Below are 14,081 nucleotides of genomic sequence, written 5' to 3' on the forward strand. Positions count from 1 at the left end.
TAGAGGAGATGAAGGAAGAAGTGAACGTACCGAGTAATCCCATAACGCTCATGGCGAAAGTATACCGTGATGTGTTTCCGGTTGTACACCATGAGCTAGCGATGTGGAAAGAGCGTGCCTACCATATTCCGAATGATGAGCTTCATAGTCAGGCAATCGCAAGTATTGAGCATAAAACGTTTCATTGTGAGGGCGGTGGCATTTTAGCTCTGCTAGCAAATGAACACCGAGAAGAATGTATTCGTTTTATCGTAGCGTATCAAACGATCAGCGACTATTTAGATAATTTATGTGATCGCAGTACATCACTTGATCCAAATGATTTTGCCGCACTGCATGAATCGATGTTAATGGCATTATCACCTGAAGTAGAAGGTGGCGGTAATTATTATCGTTATCGTGATGATCAAGATGATGGTGGTTATTTAGATGAACTTGTTGAAACATGCCAAGATGTTTTAAAGAAAACGAAGCACTATGACAAAATTGCTCCTGTTCTTCATGAACTTGCTTGTTATTATTGTGATTTGCAAATTCATAAACACGTGAAATTAGAAGAAAGAGAGCCGCGCCTGAAAAATTGGTTTGAAGCACATAAAGAAAACTTACCTGAGATGAGTTGGTTTGAATTTTCAGCATGTGCCGGTTCTACACTTGGAATTTTCTGTCTTGTAGCATATGCATTTCATGATGAGTTACATGATGAAGATATTGCGAAAATTAGACAAGGGTACTTCCCTTACGTACAAGGACTTCATATCTTACTTGATTATTTCATTGATCAAGAAGAAGACCGCGCCGGCGGGGATTTGAATTTCTGTAGTTATTATGAAAACGAGCAAGCGATATTAGATCGGATGAAACACTTTGTAGAAGAAGCGGAGAAGAGCATTGGTGATTTGCCTCATGCGAAGTTTCATCGCCTTATAAGCCGAGGGTTACTTGGTATTTATTTATCAGATCAAAAAGTATCAGCACAAAAGAATATGCACAAAATGGCACGGCGCATTGTAAAGTACGGAGGCCTCACTTCACGATTCTTCTATTGGAACGGGAAGATGTACCGAAAGAAAACAGCGCAGTGATGAAGAAAACCACTCATGTAGAGTGGTTTTCTTTTCATTATGATCGTATTTTTAAAAATACATATATAAGAAGTTCAATTGCAAAAATAACTAAAACAGATAGTCCAAATAAAGGCATGACAGCGCCTAGTATCACCATCATGATAAAGAAAACGAATATACTTTTCTTATCTCTTTGTTTTGGAGGTGCTGCTAATTTTCCTTTCGGCTTTCTTGCTAACCACATTTTTATTCCGTAATAGATGAGAAGTAGTAGAGATAATGTCGTTAGTAAGCATAATATTTTATTTGGCCATCCGAATAAATGTCCTTCATGAAGCGGGATACCATAAGTGAACCATTGTGCAAGTAATCCATAATCACGATAGTCCGTTTTTGAAATGAGCTCCCCGCTATATTGGTCAAAGTAAGCTGTTATCTCTTCATTTGGTGCAACATGCATACCTGTAATACCAGAACCGCTCGATTTCGAAACAGTGAATACACCTTTCGGATCAGCTGGTAGTGAAATAACATATGGCTTCTTTATTTCAATTCCTTTTTGTAATTCATCGACAGAAATTGCTTTCGGTTCATTTGAATTTGATTCAGGCGGAGCTTCTTTTCTTGTTGCCCACGGCAATTCTTTTACCTTTGATTCAGGCGGAGCCATGTACAATTTTGGATATCCGAGTGATTCATTTGACGATGCGATTTTATAAATTTGGTTCCCCATAAATCCTGACCATGGTAATCCAGATGCGACTAGCAGAAAGAGAGGAATTGTAAATATAATACCGATAATAGAATGACGTCTTTTTGCTTTTTCTCGCTTATTGGATGATGGTGTGTTTTTGAATTGTCGTATACTCATGTACAATCCGGTTACGATTAAAAAGATTGTCCAGCATGCCGCGAGTTCTACAGTATAGTTTACGACAGTGCCACCAACTAAAAGAGAACTATGTAATTCCCTCATTATATTGGCAAACGTTTCACTTGCATTTTGATCCCCAACAATTTGATTATTGCTGTCTAAATACACATATTTTTGTTGCCCAGTATACTCATTTGCAATGGTAAGTCTCGTATTATAATCCCCATTAAACTCACTAATTTTAGCCACGCTATAATGTGGATATTTTTTCTCTGTTAAGGAAATAGAATCAGCCATCGAAATAGATTCTGTTTGAGCGCTCTTCCCAAAATATAAATCTTTATAGATGAAATCTTCAACTTCCTCCCGAAATAAATACCCAATTCCGCTCAGTGACAACGTAATAAGAAGCGGCGTAATAAAAAGCCCAGCATAAAAATGCCAACGCCAAAAAATGTAATGAAGCGAACGATTTACTTTCATACTCTTTGTTCCCCTAACCTTCCCTATATGAATAACTACTTATTTAATATAGCGGGATTAAGTGTGATTACTTTGAAAGAATTGTGAAGAAAGTTAAAAGTTTTGGGGATGATTTTCATAAAACATAAAACACATTTCAAAAGGGATGTTTTCTATGTTTATGAAGATTTCTTTGTATTTGATAGATACATCCTAACAACCGCATTAGCAAGACATTGAGAGGAATCAACAAAATCCTCACTCGCCACCACATTCAAATCAGTACATGCGATAATTACGGTATCTACTTCATCCTTCAACTGCACAACGAGCGCGCTCCATAATTTGCGAGCTTTTTCAACTTCCCCGCTTTTAATATACGTAATAATTTGATTAATCATCGTTTGCCATTTTTCATAATGAATGTATTCTATATTCCGTTTTGCAATCCCATCTTGGTAAATCCCAGCTTGAACAGTTGCTTCCGTTGCAAGAAGAGCGACTCTTTTTATGTTTTTAGGAATTGCTTGTAACGTCTCATCGACTATATTTAAAATCGGAATGGACAGAGAATGCTGTAATTCCACGAAATAAAGATGCGCCGTATTGCACGGCATAGCGATAAAGCTTGCGCCAGTACTTTCAAGTTTTTGTGCTCCTTCAATAATTGCTTTTTTCATCGCTTCGTGATCAATAGGGCGATCCATGTAAAACGGTGTTGGGCAAGAATAAATCATCATATGAGGAAAGTCCATATCATACTTTGCTCCGTATATTGTTTGGCACCTTGCTACAACTGTATCGAAGAATGGCCCAGTTGATTTTGGTCCCATTCCTGCTAGTATTCCGATCATTGTTTCGTCTCCTTTAAGAATGTTTACATCCATTATATAGGAGAATAACAAAAAGACGTGCAATGAATGCACGTCTTTTTTTGTTATGTTTTGTCGAACAATCGATATATCCGAGAAATCGTTGATATATTGTAAGTTATGATAGATATATCGAAAAAATCGTTGATATATCCCGAGTTACGATAGATATAATTGAAAAATCGTTGATATATTATCGCTTCTCAATCGCCACAATAAATGGCGGGTTATTTTGTTGATTAATGAAGCCATATCGCAGTACGTGTGCTTGTTTTTGGTCTAGTTCTTCGGCAAATTTAAGTACAGCGTCGCGTTCTACTTGTCCTTCTGGATGTCCGTGGTAAATGACAAGGACGATGATACCTTCAGGCGCCATTACGTCTAATAATTGTTCGATCGCTGAGATTGTTGAGTTCGGTTTTGTAACGATATGCTTGTCTCCGCCTGGAAGGTAACCTAAGTTGAAAATTGCGCCTGTTACTTTTCCTTTTGCATCTTCTGGTAATACGGATAGAAGTGTATCGTGACTATCGTGAACTAAAACAGTACGTTCGAAAAGTTCTTTTTCTTTTAGACGAGTTGTTGAGCTTTCAATTGCCTCTTTTTGAATATCAAATCCAAATACTTTTCCGTTATCTCCAACGATTTCAGCTAGGAAGCAAGTGTCATGCCCATTGCCGAGTGTTGCATCTACAGCGTAATCGCCTTCTTTTACTGCTGTTTGCAAGAGAGTGCGAGCAAACGGTAATACACGTTCTAATTTCATTTTTGTTTCTCCTTATTTGCATATTTTCCTTGCCAGCTTCCGCGGCGTACAAATTCTGCATCGATGGAATTTAAAACTTCCCATTTATTTAAGCTCCACATTGGGCCAATCATTAAATCAGGCGGACCGTCACCTGTGATGCGGTGCACAATTACGTCTTCTGGAATAATTTCAAGTTGGTCAACAACGAGGCTTACGTAATCCTCAAGAGAAAGGAATTCGAGTTGTCCTTTTTCATATTGCTTCACCATTGGCGTTCCTTTTAATAAATGAAGTAAGTGGATTTTAATTCCTTGTACGTCAAGTTTCGCTACTTCACGAGCTGTTTCCATCATCATGTCGTAATCTTCAAGAGGAAGACCGTTAATAATATGAGAGCAAACTCGAATGCCATGCTTACGTAATTTATTTACACCTTCAACGTAAGAAGGATAATCATGAGCGCGATTAATAAGGTTTGCAGTACGTTCATGAACGGTCTGTAGTCCGAGTTCAACCCAAAGGTACGTGCGTTTATTTAAGTCCGCTAAATATTCAACAACATCGTCCGGTAAACAATCTGGACGAGTTGCGATAGAAAGACCGACAACGTCTTTTTCTGCTAGAAGCGGTTCGAATTTTTCTTTTAACACTTCAAGTGGTGCATGTGTATTTGTGTACGCTTGGAAATAAGCGATACATTTTCCGTCTTTCCATTTTGAGCGCATTTTTTCTTTCATTTCATGATATTGCGTTATAACATCATCGCGGCGATCGCCAGCGAAGTCACCAGATCCAGCAGCACTGCAAAATGTACAACCGCCATAAGCAACTGTACCGTCACGGTTCGGACAATCGAATCCAGCATCTAATGAAACTTTAAAGATTTTTTCACCAAATTCATTTCGTAAATGGTAATTCCATGTATGATAACGTTTATTGTCGTTTGTATATGGAAAAGGGTTTTGAACCTTCATTACTTTCCCTCCTAAGCCGAGTCAAAATAACACAAAATCCATTATAACATACTCATAAGGTTCATAAGGAAGGGACAAACTAAAGGGGAATTGAAGCAAGGAGGGACAATTATGGCAGAGCGTCAATCACTTGAATCGTATATTACACAAGCGGAACAAGCGGTGGAATATGCGAAAGAACAATTAGAACAAGGCATGAGACAAGAGCATTATAATACGATGGAGTATTCGGATGCGCAGTTGCAATTAGAACAAGCATATAACGATTTACAAACGATGCAACAACATGCGAATGATGAGCAACGTGAGCAGTTAAATAGAGCGCGTATGGCAATTCGCCAATTGCAACATCAAATGATTATTACACCGCACTAATAAGGAGTGAATGTAATGGCGAAACGTTCAGATCAAAATAACCCAGAACAAAAAACACAAAATGGACATAACGCTGAATTTTCGAATGAACTTGATCCGATTGTTCAAGTGAAACAGCGTAACAGTAAAAAAGGACAACCTCAAAGATCAAAGCAATCAGAGTAAACCAGGTCGCAATATGACCTGGTTTTGTTTTGTTATATGACAATAATGTAAGATTCCTGTAAGGTTTGCCGATAGTTGTAAGCTTACTTTTCCAGTAGAGTAAGGGAGGATTAAATTTTGGACAAGGAGCTGCTTTATGGGGAACAATATTACAAACAAACGAATTGATGAGTTAGATTACATTCGTGGCTTCGCATTACTGGGGATTATTTTAGTAAATATTTTAGCACTACTTCATATTAAAACTCCAGATCCTAATACAGTAGATGCTAGCTATCAAAGGTTTCTATACTTATTTGTAGAAGGTCGTTTCTTCTCGATTTTCTCATTCTTATTTGGAGTGGGATTCTATATCTTCATTACAAGAGCGATTGCGAAAGGGAAAAATGGATATGTTCTATTTTTCCGCCGCGTAGTTGCATTATTTATTTTTGGTTTGATTCATTACATGTTTCAGCCTGGAGAAGCACTAGCGTTATACGCAATTTGCGGATTAATCGTTTTACCGTTTTATAAAGCGAAAAAACAAGTGAACTTAGTAATTGGTCTTATTTTGACAATAGCCTTTAGTGTAATGGGTGTTAAAGAACTATTACCACTTGGTTTAATTTTATTAGGTCTTGCTGCAGGACAATATCGTGTATTTGAAAATCTTTCAAAAAACATAAAGCAAGTCGCTATTTTTACAGGCATTATGTTTGTTTTAAGTGTGGCAGCTGTATGGTATCAATATGGACACGTGCCTGCTGACCCATTTGTAAATATGATATTGATGAATGAAGACGGAACAATGGATGCTGCAAGCCATTTTCTGAAAATTGGTATTACTGTTGGACCAATTATTTCAGCTTTCTATGTAGGAGCATTAATTTTATTACTTCAGTTAAAACCAGTTCAAACATTATTAGCACCATTGAAATACTACGGTCGTATGGCTTTAACAAATTATATCGGACAAACGGCAATGATTTTAATTGCCGGTAGTGTATTTAACTTTGCAGGTAACTTAACATACATGCAGACGCTATATGTATGTATCGCAATTTATGCAATTCAAATTGTGTTTAGTGTAATTTGGATGAAAATCTTTAAAATGGGTCCATTAGAATGGATTTGGCGTGTTATTACGTACTGGACGGTAACACCTTTAAAGAAATAAAGAGAGAAGTGGGCTGTTCTTTTTGTGGAACAGCCTATTTTTATTTTCAGCTTTTGTAGTTGCGCCGATATATTTTGAAAATCGCCGATATAATTTCATTTACCGATTTACTATGCCGAAATGTGAACTAGTATTAACAGCCAAGCTTACAAGTACACCTTTTTTATATTACAAAAGTGTAAGGTAAATGTAATGTTAACAAATAGCAGTTCACTTCCAAAAGGCGCAAAATAGGTAATGGAAAAACAAGCGTAGGAGGATATATATGACGAAACCAGTTGTAGACGTGAAAAACGTTCAAAAAGTGTACGGTAAAAAAGGTGAGAACCAATCACACGCGTTAAAAGGTGTGTCATTCTCAATTCAAGAGGGTGAGTTTGTTGGAATTATGGGACCATCTGGTTCTGGTAAAACGACATTATTAAATGTAATTTCAACGTTAGATAAAGCAACGGGCGGCGTTGTTGAAATTGCAGGAACGGATATTACAAAAATGAAACAAGGTGAGCTTTCTGATTTCCGTTCACAAAAGTTAGGATTCATCTTCCAAGACTTTAACTTATTAGAGAACTTATCTATTTATGAAAACATTGCACTTCCACTCTCTCTTCAAGGTGTTCCATCACGTAACATTGGACCAAAAGTCGAGAAAGTAGCGGATATGTTAGGAATTACAGAAATACTTCAAAAGTACCCATCTGAAGTATCTGGTGGGCAAAAGCAACGTTCGGCAGCAGCGCGTGCTTTAGTGCATGAGCCGGCAATTATTTTAGGGGACGAGCCAACAGGAGCGCTTGATTCTAAAAATGCAACGAGTTTACTTGATGCGATGACAAACTTAAATAAAGATCAAGGCGTATCTATTATGATGGTTACACATGATCCATACAGTGCAAGTTACTGTCAGCGTATTTTATTCATTCAAGATGGTGAGCTATATAAAGAAATTCACCGCGGCGGTACACGTGAAGAGTTTTATAAAGAAATTTTAGATGTGCTTGCGGACTTAGGCACACAAAAAGCGTAAGAAAGGAGGTTCTAGAGCATGTTATTCAAACTTTCGATGTCAGGACTAAAGAGTAAGCTAAAAGATTACATCGTCTTACTTGTTGGTCTTGTCATGTCGATTTCAATTTTTTATATGTTTCAAACGTTAGCACTAAATGAATCATTTCTTGAATCTAATTCAGTGATTAAATCAATCGGATTTGTATTCCAAGCAGGTTCATTTTTACTAGCAATCATAACGTTCTTCTATATTTTGTATGCGAACTCTTTCTTACTATCTCTTCGTCAAAAAGAGTTTGGTATGTATATGATGTTAGGAGCAAAAAAGCATAAAGTTACATTACTTATGTTTATTGAGACAATTGTATTAGGCGCCGCGTCTCTTGCAATTGGAATTGCAGTTGGTGTAGGACTTGCAGAAGGTATCGGTCAATTATTAATGAAACAATTAGAATTTGCTGGTGAAGGCTATAAAGCATTTTACCTGCCATCTATGACTGTTACTTGTATCTTCTTCTTTGCACTATTTGTATTATCGGCAATTATGAACAGTATTAAATTATCACGTATTTCTGTCCTGCAACTTGTACATGCAGACGCACAAACAGAACGTGTTGCAGTAAAAGGAAAAATGACAGGTGTAGTTGCATTCCTTGCGGTTATTTTATTAGGAATGGGCTATGCATCAATGATTTACATGGAAAAACTAAGAGAAATGGGAATCATTATTGCATTAATTACAACGACAGCTGGTACTTACATGCTGTTTGGATCACTTCTCCCGGTCTTTATTAAAAAGTTAAAGAGTAATAAAAAGCGTAGTGAAAAAGGACTTAACGCTTTTACATTTGCACAATTAAACTTCCGTATTAATAGTTTAACAAAGGTTCTTGCTACAGTAGCGATGTTAGTTGCTCTTGGAGCAGGTGCAATTTCAGGTGGTATGGCGTTTAAAAATAACGCTATCAAACTGTCTGAGGGTTTAGTAATCTATGACTCAGTTGTTCATAATCCTACAGCTGAAGAAAAGAAAATTTTAGACGGTATTACATTTAAAGAAAAAAATGAATATCGCTACAAAGTTGATGATAAATACGTTTATTATGTAAAAGAAGATTTAGAAAAAAATCGTCCTTTCGTAAAAGATATGACAAATATGAAGTCGATGAAGGATTTAGTGAATACAAAGAAGGTTTCACAGGAACTACCAGTAGGTGCAGTTTCTAGAGAAATGAATGAAAAAGATGCGAACGCTAAAGAACTTCCAGAAGAATGGGTTGATGCTTTTAGCACAATTCATCCGTATTATATATACGAAGATCATGCAATTAAAATTGTAGATCAAAAAATGTACGATGGGATAAATGGTAAAGAAGGTATAGCATTTATCGGAAAAGCAGATGATTTCTTAGCATATACAAAAGAATGGAAAAAACTTGACGAGTTGCAGCTAGATAAATATAAAAATGTAAAAGCTGAAAGATTAAATAGTAAATATCAAACTTACGACATGTTATACGGCGTTGCGAGTGGAACAGTGTTTATGGGATTCTTCCTTGGAATTGCGTTCTTAGCAATGATGGCAAGCTGTCTTATGTTTAAAATTCTTTCTGGTGCATCAAAAGATATTACGCGTTATCAAATGCTTCGTAAAATCGGTGTGCGCCGTGAGTTATTAACGAAATCAATTTATAAAGAGCTATTCTTAGTATTCTTATTCCCAGCAATTGTGGGTATCGCTCACGTATTAGTTGGTATGAATATTTTCGGATTTATTTTAATCGATCCGTACTTCCGTATTTGGATACCAATCGTAATTTTCGTAGTTATTTATGCGATTTATTACTTCATTACAGTTCAATTGTATAAAGGAATTGTTCTTCCGAAAGAAGATTAATAATAAAAACCGAGCAAAAACGCTCGGTTTTTATTATTTTCAGAAAAAACACTTTGATGTTACTGAAATGTATAATATAATGTAAGTAAGTAACGTAATATAAAAGTAGAAGTAGCTGTATAAGGAAAGGAGGAATCCAATCTGTAGAAAGAAGCTGAACTTTTATCCCCACATTTTTTTACCGCAACGTATTTATACAATCGTAAGTTTCCACATTGAAAGTTTTCAGAACCACCTGAGTATATTGTGAAAATAATGGATAACACATGGAAATCTCATAGCATGATAAGGTAAAATGGACAACATAATGAGAAAATTACCGTTCATAAGATGAGGAGAATACATGTATGGAAGTTGTAGAGGCATTAAAAGATATAAGCCAAATTGAGGCTATGAAAAAATATTTAAAAGAGCACTCCCAGCGAGATTATCTTTTATTTGTTATTGGAATTAACACAGGATTAAAAATTACAGAACTACTTAGCATGAAATTTGAAGATGTATTAAATGAAGACGGGACTGTTAAAGAGTTTTATGCTCTTCCTGTGAAAGATGAAAAATTTAAACAAGATATTTATTTAAATACAAAAGTAAAAGAAGCGCTTTTAGATTACGTACAATCTATTGGTGTTAAAAGAGAAAATTACGTATTCCAATCTAATAAAACGTCAAATTCAATTACGCGCCAACAAGCGTATCGTGTAATTCATAATGCTGCAGAAGCAGTTGGAGTTGTTGGTAAAATCGGAACGAATTCAATGCGAAAAACGTTCGGATTTCATGCGTACAAAAGAGGGATAGCGATTGCACTATTGCAAAAACATTTTCATCACGCGACTCCATCAGAGACACTAAAGTATTTAGGTATCTCAAAGGATGAGAGCTTTAAAACGGAGATTGATGTCGATTTATAAAAGCCGTAACTAAAAAAATTAGGAGGCGGAAAATATGAATATTAGAGAGAGTGAACTGCCGGGTATTGGATGTAAGTTTGAAGTGATTACAAAAGGTAATGAAAAGATGGTTATCGTTATTCATGATGATGGCCGAAGAGAAATGTACCATTTTGATGCTGATCATGAAGAGAGTATTTCAAGCGTCTCTCTTCGTGATTCTGAAGCGAGACAAATTGCAGCTATATTGGGCGGAATGGTATATAGGCCACAAGCTTTAGATACGATTGAAATGGCTTTTGAGGGATTATCAATTGAGTGGTTTAAGGTGGAAAATAATGCACCAGTTGTACAAAAAACAATTGGTAGTTTACATGTTCGAAACACATATAACGTAACGATTATTGCCATTTTGAAAAAGAATATGAAGAAGTTCTTTAATCCAGGCCCAGATTCTATCATTGAAGCTGGCGATATGCTCGTATTATCAGGTGAAAGACATGAAGTGAAAAGAATTATTAATGAGTTGCTTTCAGTAGGAGGGGATTCATAATCGATGGATACTTTAATCTTTGAAGTTGGAACTGCGTTAGTATTAGTCGCTTTTGCAGCTATTCTCGCTGCAAAGTTAAAGTTCTCGATTATTCCGTTTCTTATTATACTCGGTATGCTAGTGGGGCCTCATGCCCCAGATTTAGGGCTTATCGATTTAAGATTTATTGAAAGTGGAGAAGTTATTTCCTTCCTCGGCCGTGTTGGCGTCATATTCCTCCTATTTTACTTAGGTTTAGAATTCTCAATTAAAAAATTAATTAAATCAGGAAAATCAATTGCTTTTGGGGGAACTGTTCATATATCGCTTAATTTTATATTAGGTTTACTTTACGGATATATAATGGGTTTCCCCTTATTAGAAACATTAATTATTGCTGGGATCATAACAATTTCATCGAGTGCAATTGTTGCGAAAGTAATTGTTGATTTAAGAAGATCTGGTAATAAAGAGACGGAGCTAATTTTAGGAATCATTATGTTTGATGATATTTTTTTAGCGGTATATTTATCAGTCGTTTCAGGATTAGTACTTGGAGGGGCAACATCATTTGTAGGTGCTCTTACATCTATTTTAATCGCAGTAGGTTATATGCTACTATTCTTTGTAGTTGCTAGAAAAGCTACACGGTTTTTAAATAAAATGTTAGATATTTCGTCCAATGAAATTTTTATTATTGTAATATTCGCTATTTTGTTCTTTGTAGCAGGATTTTCAGAAACGATTCATGTTGCAGAGGCAATTGGAGCATTATTACTAGGACTCGTTTTTTCTGAAACAGAGCATAGTGATCGAATTGAACAGCTTGTCGTTCCGTTTCGTGATTTCTTTGGAGCTATATTCTTTTTCAGCTTCGGTTTAAGTATAGACCCATTTTCACTTGGCGGAGCAGTGTGGTTGGCATTAGGAGCAGTTTTCATTACTCTTATCGGTAATTTTACTGCTGGAATGGTTGCGGGGCGTAAAGCTGGGTTATCGCATAAGGCTTCTACGAATATCGGTTTAACACTTGTATCACGCGGAGAATTTTCTATTATCGTCGCGAATATTGGAATTGCGGGTGGCTTAATGGCAGCGATTAAACCGTTCTCAGCTTTGTATGTTTTAATATTAGCATCGTTAGGACCTTTGTTAACGAAAGAATCTGGGAGAATATACTCGCTACTAGATAAGGTGTTTAAATGGAGTGCTAAAGAACGTGCGAAGCGAGAAAAGGAAGTTGGATAGTATAAAGAGGCTGCATGAAGTTCATGCAGCCTCTTTATACATTGTTACTGTTGTCATTTTTTGTCGGTAAGTCGATATATTTTAATAATCGCTGATATAATCCAAGAAACAATCAGTATAATTTCATTTACTGTCGAACCATTATCTGAATTTCATCAACTATTAATCAGTTGCCTTCCTATTTAAAAACGACTACAATTTTACTGTTATATATATGAACGAAAAAAATAGAATAGGAGGGGAAACTATGCCAAGGAAAGTATGGCTATTAGTAGCTGGGATGATTATTAATGTCACGGGTGCTTCTTTTTTATGGCCTTTTAATACAATTTATTTGCATGATCACCTAGGAAAATCTTTATCTGTGGCCGGAATGGTATTAATGATCAATTCGCTTACTGGTGTAATCGGAAACTTGCTCGGCGGTGTTTTATTTGATAAATGGGGCGGTTATAAATCAACTTTAGTAGGGATTGTGATTACACTTGTATCGATTTTAGGTCTTGTGTTCTTCCACGGTTGGCCGTTATATGTTGTGTGGCTAGCGTTAATCGGCTTCGGTTCTGGAATGGTCTTCCCATCGATGTATGCGATGGTTGGTACGGTTTGGCCAGAAGGCGGAAGACGGGCATTTAATGCGATGTACGTTGGACAAAATGTTGGTATTGCGATCGGAACAGCATGTGGTGGATTAGTTGCATCGTATCGTTTTGATTATATTTTCTTAGCGAACTTTATTTTATACTTTGTTTTCTTCTTAATTGCTTTTATTGGATTCCGCGGTATGGAAGACAAGAAAGAGCCAGGAGTGCAAAAAGAAGTCGAAACGAAAAAAGGGTGGTCACTTACACCTGGATTTAAAGCACTTCTTATCGTGTGTGTAGCATATGCTTTATGCTGGGTTACATACGTACAGTGGCAAGGAGCGATTGCAACACATATGCAAGAATTGAATATTAGCCTTCGTCACTATAGTTTATTATGGACGATAAACGGAGCGATGATTGTTTGTGCGCAGCCACTTGTTAGTATGCTAATTCGTTGGATGAAGCGTTCTTTAAAACAGCAAATTATGATTGGGATTTTCATTTTTGCGGCGTCATTCATTGTGTTAAGCCAAGCGCAGCAATTTACGATGTTCCTCGTTGCGATGGTAACATTAACAATAGGTGAGTTATTTGTATGGCCTGCGGTTCCAACGATTGCAAATATACTTGCACCAAAAGATAAATTAGGGTTTTATCAAGGGGTTGTAAATAGTGCGGCGACTGTAGGGAAAATGTTCGGGCCGGTCGTTGGCGGAGCAATTGTGGATTTATACAATATGGAAGTATTGTTTATAGCAATCATGGTAATGCTTGTAGTAGCGCTTATAGCAACGAGCATTTATGATAAACGAGTAAAAGTAGAAGAAACAGTTGAAGAAAAAATTGCAGTTTAGTTTGACGGAACATGTAACATGTTTTAGAATATATTTAAATAAAACAACCTTTAGAACAAGGGAGATAGCTCGGCTGTCTTAAGATGAATTCGTTAGTTATTAAGAGTAACGATTAACCGAGAAGTCCTCGCTTTAAGTAAGCTCTTAAGAGATACTAAGTGAAGGATAGTTCACTTAACTTATATGTGTAATAACAGTGAGAAGGAGTAGTAGTAATAGAAGCTGGTTTAGAGAGTTGACGGTCGGTGCAAGTCAATCCACGTTTCGTTATGAACTCGCCTTTGAGTTGCAGTTGTGAAACTAATAGTAGCAATTGCCGTTAATCCACGTTACGGATCTAAGCGAATGTATATTTGTACATTAATT

14 protein-coding genes and 1 other annotated feature (1 of these 15 cut by a window edge) are annotated in these 14,081 nt (G+C 36.4%); of the genes, 10 read left to right on the top strand and 4 right to left on the bottom strand.

The features are described from left to right. The first annotated feature begins 20 nt into the window (after nucleotides 1-20). Nucleotides 21-1,085 carry a tetraprenyl-beta-curcumene synthase family protein gene (locus tag ACTFRU_RS27645; protein ID WP_001102460.1) on the top strand — a complete coding sequence of 355 codons (1,065 nt, stop codon included), beginning with the start codon at nucleotides 21-23 and terminating at the stop codon, nucleotides 1,083-1,085. A gap of 37 nt (nucleotides 1,086-1,122) precedes the next feature. Here the strand turns inward: ACTFRU_RS27645 and ACTFRU_RS27650 are convergent, their stop codons facing one another. From ACTFRU_RS27650 to ACTFRU_RS27665, 4 genes are all read right to left on the bottom strand, one after another. Then, nucleotides 1,123-2,424 carry a PepSY-associated TM helix domain-containing protein gene (locus tag ACTFRU_RS27650; protein ID WP_440037981.1) on the bottom strand — a complete coding sequence of 434 codons (1,302 nt, stop codon included), beginning with the start codon at nucleotides 2,422-2,424 and terminating at the stop codon, nucleotides 1,123-1,125. 158 nt (nucleotides 2,425-2,582) lie between these two features. Continuing rightward, nucleotides 2,583-3,257: an aspartate/glutamate racemase family protein gene (locus ACTFRU_RS27655; RefSeq protein ID WP_440037982.1), complete on the bottom strand. Its 675-nt coding sequence runs from the start codon at nucleotides 3,255-3,257 to the stop codon at nucleotides 2,583-2,585. 211 nt (nucleotides 3,258-3,468) lie between these two features. Next, nucleotides 3,469-4,041 carry a class I SAM-dependent methyltransferase gene (locus ACTFRU_RS27660; RefSeq protein ID WP_001971275.1) on the bottom strand — a complete coding sequence of 191 codons (573 nt, stop codon included), beginning with the start codon at nucleotides 4,039-4,041 and terminating at the stop codon, nucleotides 3,469-3,471. Then, on the bottom strand, nucleotides 4,038-4,997 hold the full coding sequence (locus ACTFRU_RS27665) for a TIGR01212 family radical SAM protein (RefSeq protein WP_440037983.1): 960 nt from the start codon (nucleotides 4,995-4,997) through the stop codon (nucleotides 4,038-4,040). The genes ACTFRU_RS27660 and ACTFRU_RS27665 overlap by 4 nt, the downstream gene beginning before the upstream one ends. Nucleotides 4,998-5,108: 111 nt before the next feature. Between ACTFRU_RS27665 and ACTFRU_RS27670 the strand changes: the two genes are divergently transcribed. The 9 genes from ACTFRU_RS27670 (at nucleotide 5,109) to ACTFRU_RS27710 (ending at nucleotide 13,715) form a co-directional block, all read left to right on the top strand. Next, nucleotides 5,109-5,372 carry a YtzC family protein gene (locus ACTFRU_RS27670; RefSeq protein ID WP_000840871.1) on the top strand — a complete coding sequence of 88 codons (264 nt, stop codon included), beginning with the start codon at nucleotides 5,109-5,111 and terminating at the stop codon, nucleotides 5,370-5,372. Nucleotides 5,373-5,387: 15 nt separating this feature from the next. Beyond that, nucleotides 5,388-5,537 (top strand): hypothetical protein, encoded by a 150-nt coding sequence (locus tag ACTFRU_RS27675; RefSeq protein WP_001129341.1) that lies wholly within the window; start codon nucleotides 5,388-5,390, stop codon nucleotides 5,535-5,537. Nucleotides 5,538-5,673: 136 nt separating this feature from the next. Next, nucleotides 5,674-6,696, top strand: coding sequence for a DUF418 domain-containing protein (locus ACTFRU_RS27680; RefSeq protein WP_000527702.1), 1,023 nt, complete (start codon nucleotides 5,674-5,676; stop codon nucleotides 6,694-6,696). Between the two features lie 265 nt (nucleotides 6,697-6,961). Then, nucleotides 6,962-7,723: an ABC transporter ATP-binding protein gene (locus ACTFRU_RS27685; protein ID WP_000165844.1), complete on the top strand. Its 762-nt coding sequence runs from the start codon at nucleotides 6,962-6,964 to the stop codon at nucleotides 7,721-7,723. An 18-nt stretch (nucleotides 7,724-7,741) separates the two neighbouring features. Continuing rightward, nucleotides 7,742-9,601 carry an FtsX-like permease family protein gene (locus ACTFRU_RS27690; RefSeq protein WP_265998346.1) on the top strand — a complete coding sequence of 620 codons (1,860 nt, stop codon included), beginning with the start codon at nucleotides 7,742-7,744 and terminating at the stop codon, nucleotides 9,599-9,601. 347 nt (nucleotides 9,602-9,948) lie between these two features. Next, a complete protein-coding gene (locus ACTFRU_RS27695) occupies nucleotides 9,949-10,515 on the top strand; it encodes a tyrosine-type recombinase/integrase (protein ID WP_440037984.1) in 567 nt (188 codons plus the stop codon). A gap of 34 nt (nucleotides 10,516-10,549) precedes the next feature. Next, nucleotides 10,550-11,047, top strand: coding sequence for a cation:proton antiporter regulatory subunit (locus ACTFRU_RS27700; RefSeq protein ID WP_001026053.1), 498 nt, complete (start codon nucleotides 10,550-10,552; stop codon nucleotides 11,045-11,047). Between the two features lie 3 nt (nucleotides 11,048-11,050). Continuing rightward, nucleotides 11,051-12,274: a cation:proton antiporter gene (locus ACTFRU_RS27705; RefSeq protein ID WP_048558784.1), complete on the top strand. Its 1,224-nt coding sequence runs from the start codon at nucleotides 11,051-11,053 to the stop codon at nucleotides 12,272-12,274. 247 nt (nucleotides 12,275-12,521) lie between these two features. Next, the gene (locus ACTFRU_RS27710) at nucleotides 12,522-13,715 is read left to right on the top strand and encodes an MDR family MFS transporter (RefSeq protein ID WP_001137561.1); all 1,194 of its coding nucleotides are present in this window, start codon (nucleotides 12,522-12,524) and stop codon (nucleotides 13,713-13,715) included. A gap of 187 nt (nucleotides 13,716-13,902) precedes the next feature. Beyond that, nucleotides 13,903-14,081, top strand: a binding site (T-box leader) (it continues 41 nt past the right edge of the window).

Origin of the sequence: Bacillus cereus group sp. MYBK220-1 (assembly GCF_051916445.1) — a bacterium.
Taxonomy (GTDB): Bacteria; Bacillota; Bacilli; order Bacillales; family Bacillaceae_G; genus Bacillus_A; species Bacillus_A cereus.

Bases quoted from the DNA above. Each gene is read 5' to 3' on its own strand.
- ACTFRU_RS27650 (WP_440037981.1), bottom strand. From the start codon at position 2,424: ATGAAAGTAAATCGTTCGCTTCATTACATTTTTTGGCGTTGGCATTTT.
- ACTFRU_RS27655 (WP_440037982.1), bottom strand. From the start codon at position 3,257: ATGATCGGAATACTAGCAGGAATGGGACCAAAATCAACTGGGCCATTC.
- ACTFRU_RS27660 (WP_001971275.1), bottom strand. From the start codon at position 4,041: ATGAAATTAGAACGTGTATTACCGTTTGCTCGCACTCTCTTGCAAACA.
- ACTFRU_RS27665 (WP_440037983.1), bottom strand. From the start codon at position 4,997: ATGAAGGTTCAAAACCCTTTTCCATATACAAACGACAATAAACGTTAT.
- ACTFRU_RS27670 (WP_000840871.1), top strand. From the start codon at position 5,109: ATGGCAGAGCGTCAATCACTTGAATCGTATATTACACAAGCGGAACAA.
- ACTFRU_RS27675 (WP_001129341.1), top strand. From the start codon at position 5,388: ATGGCGAAACGTTCAGATCAAAATAACCCAGAACAAAAAACACAAAAT.
- ACTFRU_RS27680 (WP_000527702.1), top strand. From the start codon at position 5,674: ATGGGGAACAATATTACAAACAAACGAATTGATGAGTTAGATTACATT.
- ACTFRU_RS27685 (WP_000165844.1), top strand. From the start codon at position 6,962: ATGACGAAACCAGTTGTAGACGTGAAAAACGTTCAAAAAGTGTACGGT.
- ACTFRU_RS27690 (WP_265998346.1), top strand. From the start codon at position 7,742: ATGTTATTCAAACTTTCGATGTCAGGACTAAAGAGTAAGCTAAAAGAT.
- ACTFRU_RS27695 (WP_440037984.1), top strand. From the start codon at position 9,949: ATGGAAGTTGTAGAGGCATTAAAAGATATAAGCCAAATTGAGGCTATG.
- ACTFRU_RS27700 (WP_001026053.1), top strand. From the start codon at position 10,550: ATGAATATTAGAGAGAGTGAACTGCCGGGTATTGGATGTAAGTTTGAA.
- ACTFRU_RS27705 (WP_048558784.1), top strand. From the start codon at position 11,051: ATGGATACTTTAATCTTTGAAGTTGGAACTGCGTTAGTATTAGTCGCT.
- ACTFRU_RS27710 (WP_001137561.1), top strand. From the start codon at position 12,522: ATGCCAAGGAAAGTATGGCTATTAGTAGCTGGGATGATTATTAATGTC.